Source organism: Methylibium sp. (assembly GCF_013817345.1).
GTDB lineage: Bacteria > Pseudomonadota > Gammaproteobacteria > Burkholderiales > Burkholderiaceae_C > Methylibium.
This window is the reverse complement of record NZ_JACDCW010000075.1, coordinates 1-20136: the sequence shown is the minus strand read 5'-3', so window position 1 is coordinate 20136 and position 20136 is coordinate 1. Positions and strand designations below refer to the sequence as shown.

The 20136-nt window shown below is 71.0% G+C and carries 9 protein-coding genes and 1 pseudogene; 6 read left to right on the top strand and 4 right to left on the bottom strand.

What is annotated here, in order from left to right; all coding sequences use genetic code 11:
* Together H0W40_RS14030 and H0W40_RS14025 are read right to left on the bottom strand one after the other, a co-directional pair.
* Positions 1-3573 (bottom strand): hypothetical protein (locus H0W40_RS14030; protein WP_292447222.1); only part of this gene is annotated, 3573 nt, incomplete at its 3' end.
* Positions 3574-3733: 160 nt separating this feature from the next.
* Positions 3734-4159: an Ig-like domain-containing protein gene (locus H0W40_RS14025; RefSeq protein WP_292447219.1), complete on the bottom strand. Its 426-nt coding sequence runs from the start codon at positions 4157-4159 to the stop codon at positions 3734-3736.
* 341 nt (positions 4160-4500) lie between these two features.
* On the opposite strand from H0W40_RS14025, the gene uvrA reads away from it, so the two are divergent.
* From uvrA to H0W40_RS14005, 4 genes are all read left to right on the top strand, one after another.
* Entirely contained in the window at positions 4501-7566 is a 3066-nt protein-coding gene (gene uvrA / locus H0W40_RS14020) for an excinuclease ABC subunit UvrA (RefSeq protein WP_292447226.1), read from the top strand.
* Positions 7567-7733: 167 nt separating this feature from the next.
* Positions 7734-13814, top strand: a complete 6081-nt coding sequence (locus H0W40_RS14015; RefSeq protein WP_292447217.1) for a CHAT domain-containing protein — start codon at positions 7734-7736, stop codon at positions 13812-13814.
* Positions 13815-14160: 346 nt separating this feature from the next.
* Positions 14161-14766 (top strand): 2-hydroxychromene-2-carboxylate isomerase, encoded by a 606-nt coding sequence (locus H0W40_RS14010; RefSeq protein WP_292447215.1) that lies wholly within the window; start codon positions 14161-14163, stop codon positions 14764-14766.
* A gap of 228 nt (positions 14767-14994) precedes the next feature.
* Positions 14995-17841 carry a PAS domain-containing protein gene (locus tag H0W40_RS14005; protein ID WP_292447214.1) on the top strand — a complete coding sequence of 949 codons (2847 nt, stop codon included), beginning with the start codon at positions 14995-14997 and terminating at the stop codon, positions 17839-17841.
* Between the two features lie 135 nt (positions 17842-17976).
* Here the strand turns inward: H0W40_RS14005 and H0W40_RS14000 are convergent, their stop codons facing one another.
* On the bottom strand, positions 17977-18399 hold the full coding sequence (locus H0W40_RS14000; RefSeq protein ID WP_292447224.1) for an SWIB/MDM2 domain-containing protein: 423 nt from the start codon (positions 18397-18399) through the stop codon (positions 17977-17979).
* A gap of 409 nt (positions 18400-18808) precedes the next feature.
* Between H0W40_RS14000 and H0W40_RS13995 the strand changes: the two genes are divergently transcribed.
* Entirely contained in the window at positions 18809-19237 is a 429-nt protein-coding gene (locus H0W40_RS13995) for an organic hydroperoxide resistance protein (protein WP_292447210.1), read from the top strand.
* Between the two features lie 212 nt (positions 19238-19449).
* On the top strand, positions 19450-19806 hold the full coding sequence (locus H0W40_RS13990; RefSeq protein WP_292447207.1) for a phage holin family protein: 357 nt from the start codon (positions 19450-19452) through the stop codon (positions 19804-19806).
* A 131-nt stretch (positions 19807-19937) separates the two neighbouring features.
* Here H0W40_RS13990 and H0W40_RS13985 read toward each other — a convergent pair.
* Positions 19938-20136: pseudogene (locus H0W40_RS13985) on the bottom strand (hypothetical protein); the annotation flags it as partial.

The following is a 20136-nucleotide window of genomic DNA, read 5'->3' as shown; positions in this document are numbered from 1 at the left end:
GGTCGGCGCCGGCACGGTGTCGGCCGCCGGGTGGACCGGCGCGGCAGCACGGCCGGCGGCGGGACCGGCGCTCCGAGCGGGCACGGCCGGCTCGAAGGTATCGCTGCTCGGCGCGGGGGCAGCACGCGGCGCGTCGCCGCTCCATGCAACGGCGGGATCGGGAACACCAGCGGGCGTCGAAACGCCGGGAGGAGGCGCCTCGCCCTGCGCGCCGGCAGGAGGCTCCTCGCCTTGGGCGGCTGCAGGGGCCGGCGACGCGGCACCCGCATCGGCTGCCCCGGCGGCCTCCACCGCCGCAGCGCTGGCGAGCGTGGCCGAGCGAAGATCGGTCGGCCCGGCGCGCCAGGCGGCCCACCATTCACCCAGGCTCAGGCCGGCCGGCAAGGGCGCCCAGTAGTCGAGCACGCGGTCGCCCACGTTGCGCTTGGCCAGCGTGACGCACACGCCGTTGCTCAGGCGATCAGCCGCCGCTGCGCACTCGACTGACGCCTGCGCCGGCTGATCACAGGCCTCGCGCATGCGGCTGAGCACGGACTTGACGCCGTCCTGCTCGATCGGCAGCAGCACCGGGCTCTCGCGCAGATCGTGCAGCAGCAGCACTTGCGTGGCAGTGTGGTCGGCGAGCTTGGGGCAGGAGCGATCCAGCACCTTCAGCTCGTTCGAAACCTCGGTGAACAGCCGCCGCACCTCGGTGCGGGCATTCGTGCGGTTGGTGTCGAGCTGCTCCTGCAACTGCCACAGCGACAGCAGCAGCGTGCCGGTAGCGCCGACGCCGATCGACGCACCGATTGCGGCGGCACGCGGCGAGCGCCGCCACCACGGCGCCTGGTCGGGCGCGGCCTTCACCGCGCCGCCGCGCAGCCGCGCCGCCACCGTGAGCGGATGACGTTCGTGGCGGCCCCAGCCAGGCAACTGGCGCAACCACGGCTCATGCAGCGCGCGGCCAAAGTCCTCGCCGAGGCGGTGGTAGCTCTCCCACTGCGCCTCGTCGAAGCTCTGGTCGCCGGTGCTCTGGTGCGGAAAGGCCGGGTGGCGCTGCGCATAGGCCAGCAGGTCCACGTCGAGCGCGTCGTGCAGGTTGGGCTTGATGACGAGCAGGGTCGCTTCGCGCGCCGGCTGGCCCGGCGCCGCAGCGGCGTCGCCGGGTTCGGCCCGGTAGCGCACGCGCGCCAGCAGCACGCCGCGCGACGAATGCACGTCGCCCATCGATTCGGGCGACAGCACCGTCAGCTCGCTGCCGGTCAGCGTGAACAGGCGCGCGGCCTCCTCACGGGTGTAGAACTCGATCTCGGCGCCGAGGTCGATGCGCGCCTTGCGCACCAGATTCTCTATGTCGGCGAAGTCATAGTCGATGTCGGCGCCGCAGTCGGCCGCGATGATGAAGTCGAGCCGCCGCTTGAGCAGCGCATACACGCCGGTGTTGTCGAAGTGGCCGCCGTCGGACAGGTACCACCACGGCCGTGCCGCACCGAAATACGTGGCCGTGCCCTCGCTCCACAGCATCACCGGCTTGATGGCGTGGCGCCACAGCCATTTGCGCAGGCCGGTGAGCGGCGGCCTGAGCGCCGGCAGCGGCGAGCGCATCCAGTAGCCCAGGCGCACGCCCAGGAAGTAGAGCAAAAGCGCCCAGCCGCGCGAGGTGTAGGCGCCCGCGCCCGGCGCGGCGGCGGCACCGGAGACGGCGATCCAGCGGCCCAGGGTTCCGGCGTCGGAGCCTTGCAGCGGCTTGCCCGGATCGGTGGCTTCGCGCATGGGCCACCAGCCGCGCACGCCGATCTCGAAGCCGCGCGCGGTGGCCGTGACCAGCGTGCCCTTTCGGTCGGCGTTGTACAGGCCCGAGGCGTCGTCGCGGGTCTGGTTCAGGCACACGTTGATGAGGTGGATCGGCCCGCCCGCAAGCTCGGGGCGGTAGCTGCGCAGGCCGGTATCGTCGCCCGGCACCACATGCGTCACGTCGTCCCGGCCCTGGGCGGCAGCCGTGTCGGGCGCCTCGGCCAGCTTGCGCTCGGGGTTGCCCACTGCCAGATAGGCGCGTGTCAGCCGAGCCCGGTAGAAGCTGTGCAGCGACGATGCGTTGGGCATCTGTGCGTTGCCCATCGTCAGCAGCAACCACACGATGCTCAAGCCGAGCAGCAAGCCGGCGCGCGTGCCGGCGGTGAACTGATCGAAGCCGCCCAGCGGCGCCGGTGTGAACACCAGCCACTGCACGCCGACCACCCAGGCCGCCATGAGTGCGACGAAGCCGAACAAGCCGGCGGCGTTCAGCAAGGTCGGTCCGATCGCGCTGACGGTACCGGGCTGCGTGCGCTGCGACAGGGCCAGCAGCGGCTGTGCGAAGGTGCGCAGGATCAGCACCAGCGCGCCGCCCACGCCGATGCCGCTGTACACCCAGGTCTGGCCGCTCTGCAGCGCGACCAGCAGCCACCAGCTCAGCAGATCGAGCGCGCCGAGCCCGAAGCCGACGACCGCGGCCAGGGTGACGACCCGCAGCGCCGCGGTGAGCCGGTTGCGCAGCCGCGCCACCGCCAGCGAGCGCGTCTCGCGGGTGCTAATCAGCTGCGCATGCGCCCACAGCAACCCGAGCGCGCTCGACGACAGCGCCACGAGCGCCAGCGCCGACGCGGCGAGGGTCGCATTGAGCGCCGGCAGTTGCGGTCGCGCGACCGCCCAGATCACCGCCAACCCCAGGCACAGCAGCGCGACCACGGCCAGGTCGCGCCACGGCACGGGCAGGCGCTTCTGCCCGGGATCGGCGCTGTCGCGCGCGACCCAGTAGCCGCTCATCAGGCCCGGCGCGGTGCCCAGCCACAGCAGCACCGCGATCGGCCACCACAGCGTGTGCCACGGTTCCCACGCGGCGGCGCTGGCCGTGCCGATGCCGGGCAGGGTGAGCGTGGTGACGCTGTGCATCAGGTGCGGCAGGATCACCAGCAACGAGAACGGCAGGCTCACCGCCATGAACTCGCCGTGGATGGCGAGAAAGGCGCGCAGGTAGGTGACGACCGCGAAGCCGATGTCGCGCGAGCCTGAGGGCGTGAGGTAGCGGCCGTTCCGGCGCAGCCAGGCCAGCACCGGCGAGTCGTTGGTCTGCAGCAATGCTTGTGCGCCTTTGATGCCGACCAGAGCGACCAGCCGACCGAACATCGCGCCCACATAGCCGCCGCCCGACACGGTGGACAGGTAATCGATGCGCGGCAACTGGCCGCGTTGCGCCAGGCCGCGCAGCAGGCCGAGGCCGAAGGTGGCGCTACGCACGCCGCCGCCCGAAAGCGCCAGACCTACAGTGGGCATGTCGGGCGCCACGCTGGCGAGCTTGCGGCGGCCTTGCAGCAGGGCGGCTTCGGTGCGGGCCAGGTCGGCCAGGTTGGCGGTGGGGGCGGCAGTAGCGGCTGTAGCGGAGGTGTTTTCGGCTGCGATGGCAGACGTCTCAGTCACAGACGACGCAGGTGGCCTGGGCGAGACGGCTGCAGAGCCTGCGGCTACGAAAGAGGTCACCGTCTTCGCGCCCGATTCGGCGGGATCGCTGCCGGGGGCGGTGCCCGGCGCGGCGGTGGACTGAGAAGCATCGGGCATGCGGCCTCCGGTGTCGGCCGCGCAACTCGGTGACGGCGCCGCCTGCTGCACTGTAGAAAGCGCCTCGTCTGGCGCCATCCCTTGTTGCGAGCCTCGTCGCAGTTGTCGGTTTTCGGCGCCTTGAATGAACGGCCGGCGCCCGATCGCCTTACAACTTGCGTCAGCGATCGACCGTGACGCTGAACAGGTCGCTGTCGCGCGACTCGCCGTCGTTGTCGATCGCGCGGGCGAAGAACTGCACGGGCTCGGTGGCGTCGTCGGGCAGTTCGGTATTGAGCTCGTAGGGCGCCGTCTCGTCGCTCTGCAGGCGCGTGGACACGGCGCCGTCGACGCGGAAGAAAACCACCTCGTCGATGCCGGAGTCGTCGCTCGCCGAAGCCCTCAGCCGCACTTCCTGCCCCGCCTCGGCGATGTCGGGCGACACGATCAACACCACCTCCGGCGGATCGTCGTCGTCGAAGTTGTCGCCCAGATAGAAGCCGCCGCCGCAGCCGGCCAGCACCAGGGCCAGCGGCAGCACGCAGGCCGCGCGGGCCGCACCGGCCGGGCGGCCACGCCATCGAGACGCTCGTATCCAACGCAACATGAGCCGGATGCTACGACGCGCCATCGCCCCGTGGAAGGCGACGCCAGCCGCCCACGGCTCACTGAGCCGGCGCGATGACAGCGGCCCGCATAATTGCCGGTTGCCTGCCGCGACCGGTCGGCGAGCCCTAATCCCACGCCGAAATGCCGCCTGCCGCCCCTCACGCGCCCGTGCCCGCGAGCGACGCACCGCCCGCGGAGAATGCTCCTGCCGAATCGCCGATCCCGGCGCACGCACCTGCGCTTCGCAGGCTGCCCGACGAGCCCGGTGCCACCGCCCGCTCCCCGTCAGGCGAAGGCGCACCGCCGGTCGGGTTGCCGTCCGGCGAAAGCGCACCCGCCCTGCGCGCGCAGCCCGGCGAAGCGCCCGCCATCCGCGTGCGCGGGGCCCGCACGCACAACCTCAAGAACATCGACCTCGACATCCCGCGCCATGCGCTGGTGGTGATCACCGGCCTGTCGGGCTCGGGCAAGTCGAGCCTGGCCTTCGACACGCTCTACGCCGAGGGCCAGCGCCGCTACGTGGAGAGCCTGTCGGCCTATGCGCGGCAGTTCCTGCAGCGCATGGACAAGCCCGATGTCGATGTGATCGAGGGCCTGTCGCCCGCCATCAGCATCGAGCAGAAGGCCACCTCCCACAACCCGCGCTCCACCGTCGGCACCGTCACCGAGATCCACGACTACCTGCGCCTGCTGTATGCGCGCGCCGGCACGCCCTTCTGCCCCGACCATCACCTGCCGCTGCAGGCGCAGAGCGTCAGCCAGATGGTCGATGCGGTGCTGGCGCTGCCCGAAGAGACGCGCCTGATGATCCTCGCCCCCGTGCTGCGCGAGCGCAAGGGCGAGCACGCGGAGCTGTTCGAGGACATGCAGGCGCGCGGCTACGTGCGTTTTCGCATCGGCTCGGGCGGGCAGCCGGGCGAGGTGTTCGAGGTCACCGACCTGCCCAAACTGAAGAAGAACGAGAAGCACGACATCGACGTCGTCATCGACCGGCTCAAGGTGCGCCCCGAGATGGCCCAGCGCCTGGCTGAGAGCTTCGAGCAGGCGCTGCGCTTCGCCGACGGCCGCGCCATCGCCTGGGAGATGGACGCGGCGGATGCGGCGGGCGCCTCCGGCAGCGGCCGTACGCCCGGCAGCGGCGGCGCACCCGGCAGCAGCGGCGCGGCGGGCGGGCACGAGCACTTGTTCTCCGCCCGCTTCGCCTGCCCGGTCTGCAGCTACTCGCTGGCCGAGCTGGAGCCGCGGCTGTTCTCCTTCAATTCGCCGGTCGGCGCCTGCCCGGTGTGCGACGGCCTGGGCGAGGTGACCGCCTTCGACCCCGAGCGCGTGGTCGCCTTCCCTTCGCTCAGCCTGGCCAGCGGCGCGGTCAAGGGCTGGGACCGCCGCAACGCCTACACGCATTCCATGCTCGAAAGCGTGGCCGCGCACTACGGCTTCGACATCGAGACGCCCTTCGAGCAGCTCGCCCCCGAGCACCGGCAGGCGCTGCTGCACGGATCGGGCAACGAGGAGATCGCCTTCACCTATACGGCCGAGGGCCGCGGCGGCAAGCAGCGCAGCGTGAAACGCTCGCACCCCTTCGAAGGCATCCTGCCGAGCCTGGAGCGGCGTTTTCGCGAGACCGATTCGGCAGCGGTGCGAGAAGACCTGGCGCGCCTGCAGGCCGCCCGGCCTTGCTCGGCCTGCGAAGGCACGCGGCTGCGCCGGGAGGCCCGCCACGTGAAGCTGGTCGATGCGGCCAGCGGCACGGCGCGGCCCATCTACGAGATCGGCCGGGCCACCTTGCGCGAGGCGCTCGCGATCTTCGCCTCGCTGCAGCTCGAAGGTGCGAAGGCCGGTATCGCCGACAAGGTCGTGCGCGAAATCGCCTCGCGCCTGAAATTCCTGAACGACGTGGGCCTCAACTACCTGAGCCTGGACCGCAGCGCCGACACCCTCAGTGGCGGCGAGGCGCAGCGCATCCGCCTGGCCAGCCAGATCGGTTCGGGTCTGACCGGCGTGATGTACGTGCTCGACGAGCCCAGCATCGGCCTGCACCAGCGCGACAACGATCGGCTCATCGGCACGCTCAAGCACCTGCGCGACATCGGAAACAGCGTCCTCGTCGTCGAACACGACGAGGACATGATCCGCGCCGCCGACCACGTGATCGACATGGGCCCCGGAGCCGGCGTGCACGGCGGTCGCGTGATCGCGCAGGGCAGCGTGGCCGACGTGTGCGCCGAGCCGGAGTCGCTGACCGGCCAGTACCTCGGCCGCGCGCTGCGCATTGCAGTGCCGCAGCAGCGCACCCCGTGGCGTTCGGACGCCGGCCGCGTCGCACAGGCAGAGGATGTTCCCGGCACGCCGCCCCGGAAAAGCAAGCACGAACCGACCCCCGGCCAACGCGCCTGGGCGGAGCGCGGCGGCATCACCTCGCTGCGCATCGCCGGCGCACGCGGCAACAATCTGCGCAAGGTGACGGTCGAGATTCCCGTGGGTCTGCTGACCTGCGTGACCGGCGTGTCCGGTTCGGGCAAGAGCACGCTGGTCAACGACACGCTCTACGCCGCGGTGGCGCGCAAGCTCTACCAGAGCCACCTCGATCCGGCGCCCTTCGACGAGATCGAGGGCATCGAGCATTTCGACAAGGTCATCAACGTCGACCAGAGCCCCATCGGCCGCACGCCGCGCAGCAATCCGGCCACCTACACGGGCCTGTTCACGCCGATCCGCGAGCTCTTCGCCGAAGTGCCGAGCGCGCGCGAACGCGGCTACGGGCCGGGGCGCTTTTCCTTCAACGTGGCGGGCGGGCGCTGCGAAGCCTGCCAGGGCGACGGCGTGCTCAAGGTCGAGATGCATTTCCTGCCCGACGTGTACGTGCCCTGCGACGTGTGCCACGGCGCGCGCTACAACCGCGAGACGCTGGAGATCCTCTACAAGGGCAAGAACATCACCGAGGTGCTGATGCTCACGGTGGAGGATGCGCACGCGTACTTCAGCGCCGTGCCCACCATCGCCCGCAAGCTGCAGACCCTGCTCGACGTGGGCCTGGGCTACATCACCCTCGGCCAGAGCGCGACCACCCTGTCCGGCGGCGAGGCGCAGCGCGTGAAGCTCGCGCTCGAACTCAGCAAGCGCGACACGGGCCGCACGCTCTACATCCTGGACGAGCCGACCACCGGTCTGCACTTCGCCGACATCGCTTTGCTGCTCACAGTGCTGCACCAACTGCGCGACGCCGGCAACACGCTGGTGGTGATCGAACACAACCTCGACGTCATCAAGACCGCCGACTGGGTGATCGACATGGGCCCCGAGGGCGGGGCGGGCGGCGGGGAGGTGGTGGCGGTGGGGACGCCGGAGGAGGTGGCGGGGAATGGGGCGAGCTATACGGGCCGGTATTTGAAACCGCTGCTCTACTAGCCAAAACTGCAGCCATCGGCTTGCTCCAGAGGCCGGGCGGCCCTTCCGGCCGTTGTTCGCACGCTCGAACGCCCCACGCAAAGCGCTGCCGCCGGCAGGATTGACGCCCACGCTGGCTGCAGATACATCCTTGCCTGCGGGGCAAAGGCGCGCCTCGGGGAGACAGCATGGCCGACCGACCTGCCGGGAAGAACGCCGCCGCTCGCGCGGCTCAGCCCAACGCCGCTGCAACGCCCGTCTCCGACACGGCCAGCTTCGACCGCTGGTGCACGGAGCACCTCAGCGGCGGTGCCACCCTGCGCCGCCAGGAGCGCAGCGCCGGCGGCGCGCCGGGGCGGCTCGATGCGGCGCAGCTCGCCCGGCCGAACGCGGTGCTCGAAGTGCACTTCGCCGACGGCTCCGTGTTCTATACCGATCCGGCCGATTTCGTCGCCCGCCACGGCAAGGCCGGCATGCAGCGCAGCGCCACGGGCGGGGTCGAGATCGAGCTGCCCTTCGATCTGGGCAGCCAGCGCACCGGCCCCACCCGCGGCGCCGGCGCGCCGGTCGAGCGCTACACGGTCAGCGAGCTGACCGAGCCCACCAGCCTCGACCGCCTCTACGACTTCGGCGCCCTCCTCGGCAAGACGGTGCAGCGCTGGTTCCCCGGCCAGAAGCCGAGCGAGGCACCGCTCGCCACGAAGCTGTGCGCGGCCTTCGAGAACGCCACGCTCGATGCGGCCCTGGGCGAGCGCGGCGGCCTGCTGCTGCAGTGGCGCGAGCAGCGCTGGCAGCCGCTCGCCGGGGCCGGGCCGCTCGCCGTGCGCGGCGACCGCGTGCTGCTGTTCCTGCACGGCACGGCGTCGAGCACGGCCGGCAGCTTCGGCAAGCTGTGGGCCGCGGGCGAGGGGCGTGAGGAGCCGGCCGATCTGGACGTGCTGGCCGAGCGCTGCACGCTGCTCGCCTGGGACCACCGCAGCCTGACGCGCAGCCCGCTCGACAACGTCACCGAACTCGTCGCCGCCTTGCTCGAAGCGCTGCCGGCCCGGCCGATGGTCACCGTGGACATGGTTTCGCATTCGCGCGGCGGCCTCATCGGCGAGCTGTTCAGTCTGTGCGGCGCCGGCCGGCTGGAGCCAGCGCGCGAGGCCTTCGCGCGCTTCTTCGGCCCTGTCGGGAAGAAAGAGGCGCACCCCGACGCCGCTCTGGTCGCCGCGCTGTTCGACGCGCTGCCCGCCGCCGCCCAGCGGCTGCAACCCGGCACCTTCGTGCGCGTGGCCTGCCCCGCGCGCGGCACGCTGCTGGCCGACGGCCGCACCGATTTGTTCCTCTCGTTGCTGCTGCGCGCCGTCGGCCTGGCGCTGGGCGGCGTGGGCAGCGTGTTGTTCGACCGCTTCGGGCAGCTCGTTCGCTCTCTGGTCGCCGCACGCGCCGACGCCAAGCGCCTGCCGGGCCTCGAGGCGATGATCCCCGGCTCGCCGCTCACCCTGGCCCTCGCCCACTGCGGCGCGCAGCCGGCCGACCGCCTGCGCGTGATTGCCGGCGACACGAAGGGCAAGGGCTGGGGCGGCATCGTCACCCTGCTCGGCGACGTGTTCTACGGCTTGCACGACCACGATTTCGTGGTCCACACCCTGTCCATGTTCGGCGGCCTCGCGCGCCAGCAGCAGGCGCCGCTGAGCCTGCGCCTGGAAGGTGCGGCGGTCACCCACTTCGGCTACTTCGCGCCCGGCAGCGACTCGCGCGCCGCCCTGCTCGCCGCGCTGTCCGGCCGCGACGACGGCTTCTCGCCACTGGCCACCGACGAGGCGGCCACGCGCGGCGTGTGGCAGGTGTTCAAGGGCGACCCGCTGGCCCGGCGCACCTTCACCGAATGGCTGGCCGATCTCAAGCGCAGCGAGAACGCCGGCAAGCCCGTGCTCGTGGTGCTGCCCGGCATCATGGGCAGCGAACTGGCGCTGCCCAAGGGCGACGGCAGCGGCGAACTGATCTGGCTGTCGCTGGGCGCGATGCTCGACGGCTCGCTGGAACACCTCGCGCTCGACGCCGCCGACCCGCTGCGCGCCAGCGGCCTGCTGGCAGCCAGCTACGAGCGGCTGCTGGGCAGCGCGCAGTCGCGCTTTCGCGTCGTCGCCGTGCCTTTCGACTGGCGCCGCCCGATCGCTGACAGCGCCATGCAGTTGCGAGACCGCCTGCTCGAGATCGACGCCGCACTGGCCGATGCCACCCAGCCGATCCACTTGCTAGTGCACTCCATGGGCGGCCTGGTCGCGCGCCAGGCGCTGTATGTCGATGCCGCCGGCCGCGCACTGTGGGCCCGGCTCAAGCCGCGCGGCAGCCGTCTCGTCATGCTCGGCACGCCGAACAGGGGCTCCTACGCCCCCGCCATGCTGCTGCTGCGCCAGTACCCGCTGGCCAGCATGCTCGCGATGATGGCGCGCAAGGTGTCCGACAAGGACATGGCGCGCTTCGGCGCCGGCTTTCCCGGCCTGCTGCAGATGCTGCCGCAGGAGCCCGACGCGAATTTCGGCGACCTGTTCGGCGCGCCGGCCTGGCAGCGCATCGCCGACATCGACAGCAGCATGCAGCGCCCCGATGCCGCCGTGCTTGCCGAGGCGCGCGCCTTCATGGGCGGCGCCTTCAAGGCGTCGTTCGAAGCCTTGCGCAGCGACCCCGCCGCCTTCTACGTCGCCGGCAGCGGACAGACCGCCGTGCAGATGCACACGCCGCAAAACCCATGGGAAGACGCCCTCGGCGAGGCCTCGCCCACGCCGGCACGCGCCATCGAATTCATGGCCACGCACGAGGGCGACGGCACCGTGCCCTGGAACTCGACCCTCGCCCCCGAGCGCACCTGGTACGCGCCCTGCGAACACGGCAGCCTGCCCGACCACACCGCGAGCTTCGAGGCCTATTTCGAGCTGCTCACCGCCGGCCACACGCAGCGCCTGCCACAGCAGCCGCCGCGTGCACGCGCCGCAGCGGGTGCGCCGGCCGAACTCACCGTGATGCCGCCGGTCGCGCAGCCGGCACTGCTGCCGGCGAGCGACGAGGAGCTGGCCGCCTACATCCTCGCCCACGGCGGAGCGGCGCCCGCGGCCACGCTGACGCCGGAGCCGATCGCCGTGCGCGTCATCCACGGCGGGCTCGACTACGCGCGCTATCCGCTGATGGTCGGCCATTACCAGAACGCCGAGCTGTCGGGCGCGGCCAAGCGGGTCGATGAAAAGCTCGACGGCCAGCTCTCGCAACTGCTGTCGCTGGGCCTGTTCGTCGGCGCCACGCGCACCGGCCACTACCTGCGGCCCAACAACCGCAGCACGCAGCCGCCGGCCTACCCAGGCGCGTTGATGCTCGGCCTGGGCACCGTGGGTGAACTCACGCCCGGCGTGCTGGCCGATACCGTGACGCGCGGCGTGCTGCGCTATGCCTTCGAGCACGTGCACCGCGACCCTTACGCCGCGGCCGCCGGCGAGACGGTCGATCTACGGCTTTCCACCGTGCTGGTCGGCACGCACGTGCAGGCGGTGACCCCGCGCGACAGCCTGGCCGGCGTGCTGTTCGGCGTGTGGCGCGCCGCCCAGATGCTGCTGCAGATGCGCGGCGGCGTCGGCCAGCCGGTGCGCATCGGCGAGGTCGAGATCCTGGAGATCGAGGAACACGTCGCGCTCGACGCCGCCTACGAGCTGCGCCGCCTGCTGCAGCGCGCCGAATGGGCCGAGCGCCTGCGCTGGGACCAGCCGGTGCTCGAAGTGCGCGAGGGCGGCCTCTCGGGCTACCGGCCACGCACGGTCGATTCGGTCTGGCAGCGCCTCATCGTGCGCCAGAACCCGACCGGCGGCCTGAACTTCGCGCTCATCGGCGAGCGCGCCCGGGTCGAATCGACGCAGGTCTATTCGGACGTCGCGAGCCTGCGCCGCTTCATCGACCGCGTGAGCGACAACCGCGCCTCCGGGAACGACCGCATCGCCGGGCCCACCGACCCGCGCTTCGGCGGCGTGCTGTTCCAGATGCTGCTGCCCTTCGAGCTCAAGGAGCGCCTGGCCAACCTCGACAACACCGTGCTCGTGCTCGACGACGAGTCCGCGCGTTATCCGTGGGAGCTACTCAGCCCGCCGCTGGCCGGCCCGGCCGATGGCGACCGGCCGCGGCCTTTCGTCGTGCACGCCGGCATGGTTCGCCAGCGCGCGACGGAGGAGTTCCAGCGCCTGCTGCCGGCGCTGCTCGGCCGCCACGCGCTGATCGTCGGCGCGCCGAGCACCGCGAATTGGCAGTCGCAGGACGGCCAGCCGCTGGTTTTCTCGGCCTTGCCCGGCGCCACCGCCGAGGCCCGCGCGGTCAAGGAATTGCTCGACGCCGACGGCCGCATCGGCAAGCCCGTGGCCCTCATCGGCGACAGCGTGAGCTTCGAGCAGGTGCGCATCGCCCTGCTCGAGCGGCCCTACCGGCTGCTGCACCTGTGCGGCCACGGCGTGGTCGATCAGTGGGTGCGCCAGCTCGACATCGGCCAGGCCGCCCGCGAACTGCGCAAGACCGGCATGGTGCTGAGCGATCAGGAGATCCTGAGCGCGGCCGACGTCAAGCAGATGAGCCCGGTGCCCGAGTTCGTGTTCATCAACTGCTGCTATTCCGGGCGCGACAGCGATCTGCCACCGGCCAAGGGCCAGTACCCGGTACTCGCGGCGAGCCTGGCGCTCGAATTCATCCGCATGGGCTCGCGCGCCGTGGTCGCGGCAGGCTGGCAGGTCGATGACAGCGCCGCGCTGCAGTTCGCCACGTCTTTATATGCAGCGCTGCTGCAGGGCGACTGCTTCGGCGATGCCGTGCTCGGCGCGCGCCAGGCGGTCTATGCCGACAGCGGCCTGCGCCACAACACCTGGGGCGCCTACCAGTGCTATGGCGATCCGCAGTGGCGGCTAGTGCCGGCGTCGGTGCAGGTCGAACACCCGGCCGGCACCTCGCGGCTGCGCGAGGCCCGGCACTGCATGAGCGCCGACGAGCTGGCCGCGCGCATCCTGCAGGTGGTCGGCATCGCAGGCGACAAGCCCGCCGCCGCGGTGAAGGCGCAACTCGACGAGCTCATCGCCGCGCTGGCCGGGGACGAGCACCGCGCGGGTTGGCTCGAGCACTCCAAGGTGCGTGCCGCGCTCGGCGAGGCGTACCGTGAACTCGGCGAGCACGACCGCGCGGCGCGCTGGCTGCAACTCGGCGCGCGCAGTGCGTACTCCAACGTGCAGATCGGCCAGCTCGAACTGCTCGTCAACTCGCTCTCGCGCGGCGCCGATCCGCGTTCGCCGCAGGCCGCCAGCCGGCTGCTCGACCGGCTCGACGCCATCTCCAACGACCGCGTGGCGCGCTGGCCGCTCGACGACGCCGAAGCCGAGCGCGGCACGGCCGCCTCCGAGCGGCAGTGTCAGCGCGGCCACCTGGCGCTGCGCCGCGCCGCACAGCGCCTTGCCGAGCCGCAAGACGACGGCCGGCTCGACGACGTGGCGGCCGACATGGCCGCGGCGGCGCAGCTCTTCGCTGCCGCCTGGCACAGCAAGAAACGCTTCGATCCCGACCCGGATCGCCGCGCGCATGCCCTGTCGAACGCGCTCATGGCCGCCGCGCTGGCGGCGTTTGCCAGCGGCGAGCCGGAACGGGCGCTCGCGGCGCTGAGCGGGAGCGATTCGGGCGCCGCGCCGGGCGGCAACGAGTCCGGTCCGATGCCGGACACAAGGCCGGCCGATGAGGCGGCCGGCGCCGGCAACACGCGCTCGGCAAGGGCAAGCACGACCGCTACTCGAACTGCAACCGCGATCCGAACTACACCTGCACCTGCACCTGCACCTGCACGTGCATCCGCATCCGCATCTGCGCCGGCACTCGCGCCCGCATCGGCGCCCCCGATGAATATCGACGCCTGGCTCGCCGCGTCGCGTGCCCTGCAGGACGAACTGATCGCGCGCGACGAGATCGCCACCTTCTGGCACCAGACCAACCGGCTCGAACTGCAGGTCGCGAGCACCGTGCTCGCCCACACGCAGGCGCTCGACCATCCGCTCGACGAACTCGGCCACGCGCTCGAACTGCTCGACCGCGCGCTCGTGCGCTGGCCCTCGCCGAGCCAGCTCGACAGCCTCTCTCACCGCCTGCGCCTGGTGCAGGCACTGGCACAGGCGCTGGAGCACGCCGACAGCCCCTACGACGACCTGTGCCACCTGCTGCCCGTGCTGGCTGAGCAGGCGCTGGAGCGCTTGCAGCCACGCAGCGGCGCCGCTCGATAGGACGAAACAGCACCTGCCGCAACGTTGATCGCTGCAGCGTGGGGCTCCTGCTCCCGCACGCGGGAGAAGGCGGGGGATGAGGGCATCGCGCACTGCGCCGACCCTCACCCCAGCCCTCTCCCGCGTGCGGGAGAGGGAGCCTTGGCAGCGTTTGTTCCATTGCGGGACGCGCATCGTCCATCGTGGGTCGTGCGTCGCAAGTGCGGGTCGCGGGTCGCGGGTCGCGGGTCGCGGGTCGCGGGTCGCGGCTCGCGGCTCGCGGCTCGCGTCGTCGACCCGCCGATATGCCCTGCGCCGCAACGGCCAAGGCGCAAGCCCTAGACTGCGCCGCACGAGGAGACCCGCCATGAGCCTGAACATCGACTACTACTTCGCCCCGCAGTCGCCCTACACCTACCTGGGCCACCTGCGCTTCTGGGACATCGCGCGCAAGGCCGGCGCGACGATTCGCGTCATGCCGGTCGATCTGGGCGGCAAGGTGTTCCCCGTCTCAGGCGGTCTGCCGCTGGGCAAGCGCGCGCCGCAGCGCCAGGCCTACCGGCTGCTCGAACTCAGGCGCTTCAGCGAGTGGCTGCACGTGCCGCTCAATCTGGAGCCCAAATACTTCCCGGTTCCAGGCGACGATGCCGCGCGGCTGATCATCGCCGTCGACCTGCAAGACGGCTCGCATGCCGCGATGTCGCTGGCCGACAGCATCCTGCGCGCCGTGTGGGAGCAGGACCGCAACATCGCCGAAGAGGCGACGCTCGCCGCGCTGCTTGCCGAGCGCGAGCTGCCGGCCGCACGCCTGGAGGCGTCGCATTCGCAGGCGGTGCAAGAGCGCTACGAGGCGGACTCGCAGGCCGCCGTCGATGCGGGCGTGTTCGGCGCGCCGAGCTATGTGGTTGACGGCGAGATCTTCTGGGGCCAGGACCGGCTCGATTTCCTGGAGCGCCGACTGAAGGTCGGCTGAAACGGGCGGGCGGCTCTCGCGGGAGTCCGGCGAGCCCATCGAGCGGCAGCGGCCTGCAAACCGCCGCGCGCACTGCAAGGTGAGGGCCAACGAAGCAGCGCTATCCACCCGCCAAGCACCGCCCCCGGCCGTGCAAAGCGGCGCACACGCCGCCAAGACGTGCAGCCTGCCACGCCTCGCCGGCGCAGCGAGCGCCGACAATCGCCGCTCCTTTGCAGTCGACAGGCCATGACCGCAGCCGTTCACCCCGAAGAAGCGCACCGTCTGGAACGCTTGCGCGAACTCGATGCGATCGACGCGCCGGGCAGCGACGGCATGGACGCGCTCGTGGCCTGTGCCTCCCGGCTCACCCGTGCCCCGATCGCGCTGATCACGCTGATCGACGAAACCCGGCAATGGGTGGTGGCGCGCATAGGTTTCGACATCACCGGGGCCGACCGCCACGACACCTTCTGTTCGCACGCCATCCTCGGCGCCGAGCTGATGGAGGTGGCCGACCTCGGCGCTGATCCGCGCTTTCGCGAGAACTCCTTCGTGGTCGGCGGCCCCCGGCTGCGCTTTTACGCCGGCCAGCCGCTGACGATCGAAGGGCTGGCGGTCGGCACGCTGTGCATCATGGACGTGGTGCCCCGGAGCCTCGGCGCCGACGAGCGCGAGACCCTGCAGCAACTGGGGTGCGCCGCAGTCGAGCTCCTGCAGTCCCGCCAGCGCCAGCGCGAGGCCGTGCGCGAGCGTGCGCGCCTCCTCGATTTCGGGCGCGCCGCCGGCGATTGGATGTGGGAGAGCGATGCCGAGCACCGCTACCGCTGGCTTTGCGGTGAACTCGAGCCGCTCACCGGGCTGACACCGCAGGCTTTGCTCGGCAGCCGCATAGACGACGCCGTGCTGCTCGACGATCGCGGCGAGGCCCGCGCCGGCAACCCGCGCCTGCTCGAGCTGCTCGATCGGCGGCAGACCCTCAGCCGCGTCGTCACCACGATGCAAACCCCGCGCGGCCCACTGCAGGTTTCGTACAGCGCCGTGCCGGTGCTGGACGCAGCGGGCCGCTTCGCCGGCTACCGCGGCACGGCGCGCGATGTGAGCGCGGCCTTGACGTCGGCAGGTGCCGCTCACCGCAACGAAGCGCTGCTGCGCCGGCTGGCGACCCAAGTGCCGGGCGTGCTTTTCAGTTTTCGCGCAGGCGCCGACGGGCATGCGGAATACCCGTTCGTCAGCGAAGGTGCCGAACGCGTGTTCGGCCTGCCGGCCGCCGAACTGCAGGCCGACGCGAACGCCTTCTTCCGCCGCGTGTGGCCCGATGACCTGCCGGCCCTGCGCGCCGCCATCGCCGATTGCGCAGCGCGCGGCGCGCCGCTGGAACACGCCTTTCGGCTCACGTTGAAGGACGGCATGCAGCGCTGCGTCGAAACGCGCGCCGCGCCAACCGCACAGAGCGACGGCAGCGTGCTGTGGCACGGCTTCACCACCGACATCACCGAACGCCGCGCCACCGAGGCGGCGCTGCGCGAGCACGAGGAACGCTGGCAGCTGGCCGCAGCCGCTGCTGGCATCGGCATCGCACAGTTCACGCTGGCCGACATGCGCATCGTGCTGGACGCGCAAGCCTGCATCAACCACGGCCTTGTCCATCCGCAGCCGCAATTCCTGCTCGCCGACTGGGTGGCCCAGATCGACGCGGCCGACCGCGAGGCCGCCCTGGCCGGCGTGCACGGCACGCTCGCCAGCGGTGCGCCCTTCGAAGGGCGCTACCGCATCCACCGCCCCGACGGCAGCATGCGCTGGCTGGAATTCGTGTTGCGCGCCACCTTCGATGCCGGCAGGCGGCCCGACGGCGTGATCGGCACCTGCCGCGATGTGCACGAACAGCAGATCGCGGCCGAACTGCAGCGCGCCAAGCAGGAGGCCGAGCGCGCCAGCCGGGCCAAGACGCAGTTCCTGTCCCGCGTGAGCCACGAGTTGCGCACGCCGCTCAACGGCATCCTCGGCTTCGCCCAACTCATGGCGCTCGACCGCGATCAGCCGCTCGCCGGCGAGCAGGCACGGCGCCTCGCCAGCGTGCAGCGCGCCGGCCGACACCTGCTCGGGCTGGTCGACGACGTGCTCGAACTCAGCCGCATCGAGCATTCCGAGTTCACGCTGCAGATGCAGCCGGTCTCGCTGGACGCCGCGCTGGCCAGCGCACTGAAGGGCGTGCAGCCGCTGGCCGAGAACGGCGGCGTGACGCTGGACGCGCCGCCGTCAAGCGGGCAGTGGGTGCAGGGCGATGCGCGGGCGATCGAACAGGTGCTGATGAACCTGTTGTCCAACGCCATCCGCTTCAGCCGCCGCGGGGCCAGCGTCGCGGTGCGCCTGGAGCCGGCCAATGCGGCGGACGAGCCGGTCGCCATTCACGTCGTCGACAGCGGTGCGGGCATCAGCCCGGCGCAGCAGAAGCGCCTGTTCCAGCCTTTCGAGCGGCTCGAACGCAGCGGCGACGAGCGGCGGCTGGTCGGCGGCAGCGGCCTGGGTCTGGTGATCGCGCATCAGCTGGTCACGGCGATGGGCGGCAGCATCTCGGTTCAAAGCGCGTCGAACGCCGGCTCGACCTTCAGCGTGCGCCTGGCGTCCAGCGCCGCACCGATCGACGATGCCACGGCAAACCATGCGCCGCCTGTGCCACAACCGCCGCCGGCCGCCGCAGCGCCGCGACGCGCCGAGCCGCGGTTGCTGTACATCGAAGACGAGCTGCTCAACCAGATGCTGATGCAGGAGGTGCTGCGGGCGCGGCCGGGCTGGCAACTGCAGCTCGCCTCCGACGGCGCCAGCGGCCTGGCGCTCGCACGGGCCGGCGGCTTCGATCTGCTGCTGATCGACATGAACCTGCCCGACACCAACGGCCTGGCGCTGATCCGCGCGCTGCGCGCCTCGCCCCACACCGCCGCACTGCGCTGCATCGCGCTTTCGGCCGACGTGCTGGCCGAGCAGATCGCCGCCGCGCGTGCGGCCGGCTTCGACGACTACTGGACCAAGCCGATCGACGTGCGGCGCGTTCTCGCCGGCCTGGACGCCGCGCTCGGTCTTGCTGCCGCGGCCTGAACGCCGCGCGCGCCCGGACTTCGCCTGCAGGCCCGGCGGCGCACAGCCGGGCGATACGACGCGTTCGGCGCGCCCACAAAAAAGCCCGGCGAACCGGGCTTGGAAGACCTAGCGCAGCCCTTGCGGGCCGACAGCTCACTTGAGGTGGCTGTTGATCATCTTGGTCATCTCGAACATGTCGGCCCGGGGCTTGCCGAAGATTTCCTTCAGCTTCGCATCGGCCACGATCACGCGCTTTTGTGTTGCGTCCTGCAGCTTGTTTTTCTTGATGTACTCCCAGACCTTCTTGGTCACATCGGTGCGCGGCAGCGGGGCGCTGCCCACGATCGCGGCGAGTTGCGGGCTGGGGGTCATCGCCTTCATGAACGCCGCGTTCGGCGTGCGCTTGGTGGCGGGCTTCTTGGCTGCCGCCTTCTTGGCCGGCGCCTTTGTCGCGGGAGCCGCCTTCTTGGCCGGGGCCGCCTTCTTCGCGGGAGCCGCCTTCTTTGCGGGCGCCTTGGCCGGAGCCACCTTCTTCGCCGCCGCCTTTTTGGCGGGAGCCTTCTTCGCAGTTGCCATTTTGTTCACTCCATCAAGAGTTGTTGATGTGCCGGGTTCCGGGCGAGAGCCGCATGGACTCTCATTTCTCTCAGTGACCCTGCGCCGCGGATGGTACTGCTCGGGGTCTGCATTGAGAAGCAATTTGCCCGGAGAAAACGCGCTTTCAGCAGAGCGCAAGCCCTCATGTGTCGCGGCACGACATCAAAGCGGCGCACGCAGGCGTTTTCTGTGGCGTTGTCGGTGTCATTGCAGGCAATTTAATTGCACACAATTGATTGGTCGACCTGCGGCTCCGACGTGCTTCGCCGCACACGCCGCACGGCTGTTCAGGCTGCGCGACACTGGCTCGCTGCGGCCGCGCTCGTGCGGCGAGTCGGCCGCTTTCCTCCCCTGCTCTCCTTCTCTCCCTCCCCCGAAAGGAATCGCGATGACCAAGATCGAGAAAGTGCTCTACCGTGCCGAGGCGTCTGCCACCGGCGGGCGCGAAGGCCAAGCCGCGTCGTCCGACAAGGTGCTCGACGTGAAGCTCTCGACCCCCAAGGAGCTCGGCGGCGGCGGCGGCCCCGGCACCAACCCCGAGCAACTGTTCGCGGCCGGCTACTCCGCCTGCTTTCTCGGCGCCATGAAGCACGTGGCCGGGCAGCAGAAGATCACCTTGCCGGCCGACACCAAAGTGAGCGGCAAGGTCGGCATCGGGCCGATCCCGCAGGGCTTCGGCATCGAAGTGGACCTGGCCGTCAGCGTGCCCGGGATGGACCGCGCCGAGGCCGAGAAGCTGGTGGAAGCGGCGCACGGCGTGTGCCCGTACTCGAACGCGACGCGCGGCAACATCGAGGTCCGGCTGAGCGTGGTGTGAGTGATTTGCGTCTTTCCCCAAAGGGAGAGGCGTCGATCCTTGATACGTTGCTCCCTCGCCTGAAAAAGGGCTGGCGTTGCTCCCTCTCTTTCTGGGAGAGGGCTGGGGTGAGGGCCGGCCAGGCTCATCCTCTTCGATGGCCCCTCCCCCAGCCTCTCCCCAGAGGGGAGAGGCGCCATACCGGCGCAGGCCGCGCTGCTATCCTGCGGCGCATGAAATTGCTCGCCCGCTGGCTGCTGCTGGCCGCCGCCCTGCTGCTGCTGGCCCACCTTTACCCCGGCGTGACGGTAAAGAGCTTCGGCGCCGCCATGATCGCGGCGCTGGTGCTCGGGCTGTTCAACGCGGTACTGCGCCCACTGCTCGTGGTGCTGACCTTGCCGGTGACGCTGCTGACGCTGGGCCTGTTCCTGTTCGTCATCAACGCGCTGATGTTCTATTGGGCCGCCAGCCTGCTCGACGGCCTGACCGTGCGCGGCTTCGGCGCGGCGCTGATCGGCTCGCTGATCTACAGCGCCTGCGGGCTCGTGATCGACGCGGCCCTCGAGCGGCTGTTCAACCGCTCGGCGTAAGCCTTCGACTGCTCAGCCGCTTCTCCGCCTGAGCCCTTCAGCGGCTGCTCAGCCGTTTAGCGCCAAGCTTCAGCGCTGCTCAGCCGCTCGGCCCGGGCGGGTCCGGCAATCCAGCCGCCGCCCCGTCCCGACTAACCGAGCTCCTCGGCCACGATTTCCCGGCGGCGAGCCTCGAGTTCGCGCATGCGCGACTCGATCACCGAGGCCTCGATGAAATCGGTGCCCTTAGCCGAACGCGCCAGGCTCTGGCCGGCGCGCAGGCGGTCGAGCGCGCCCTGCACGTCGCCGAGCGCGGCGCGCGCCTCGGCTTCGGCGCGCACGGCGCGCAGC

Excerpts from the sequence above, each read along its gene's own strand:
- H0W40_RS13995 (WP_292447210.1), top strand. The coding sequence starts at position 18,809 with ATGACCAAGATCGAGAAAGTGCTCTACCGTGCCGAGGCGTCTGCCACC.
- H0W40_RS14005 (WP_292447214.1), top strand. The coding sequence starts at position 14,995 with ATGACCGCAGCCGTTCACCCCGAAGAAGCGCACCGTCTGGAACGCTTG.
- H0W40_RS14015 (WP_292447217.1), top strand. The coding sequence starts at position 7,734 with ATGGCCGACCGACCTGCCGGGAAGAACGCCGCCGCTCGCGCGGCTCAG.
- H0W40_RS13990 (WP_292447207.1), top strand. The coding sequence starts at position 19,450 with ATGAAATTGCTCGCCCGCTGGCTGCTGCTGGCCGCCGCCCTGCTGCTG.
- H0W40_RS14025 (WP_292447219.1), bottom strand. The coding sequence starts at position 4,159 with ATGTTGCGTTGGATACGAGCGTCTCGATGGCGTGGCCGCCCGGCCGGT.
- H0W40_RS14000 (WP_292447224.1), bottom strand. The coding sequence starts at position 18,399 with ATGGCAACTGCGAAGAAGGCTCCCGCCAAAAAGGCGGCGGCGAAGAAG.
- H0W40_RS14010 (WP_292447215.1), top strand. The coding sequence starts at position 14,161 with ATGAGCCTGAACATCGACTACTACTTCGCCCCGCAGTCGCCCTACACC.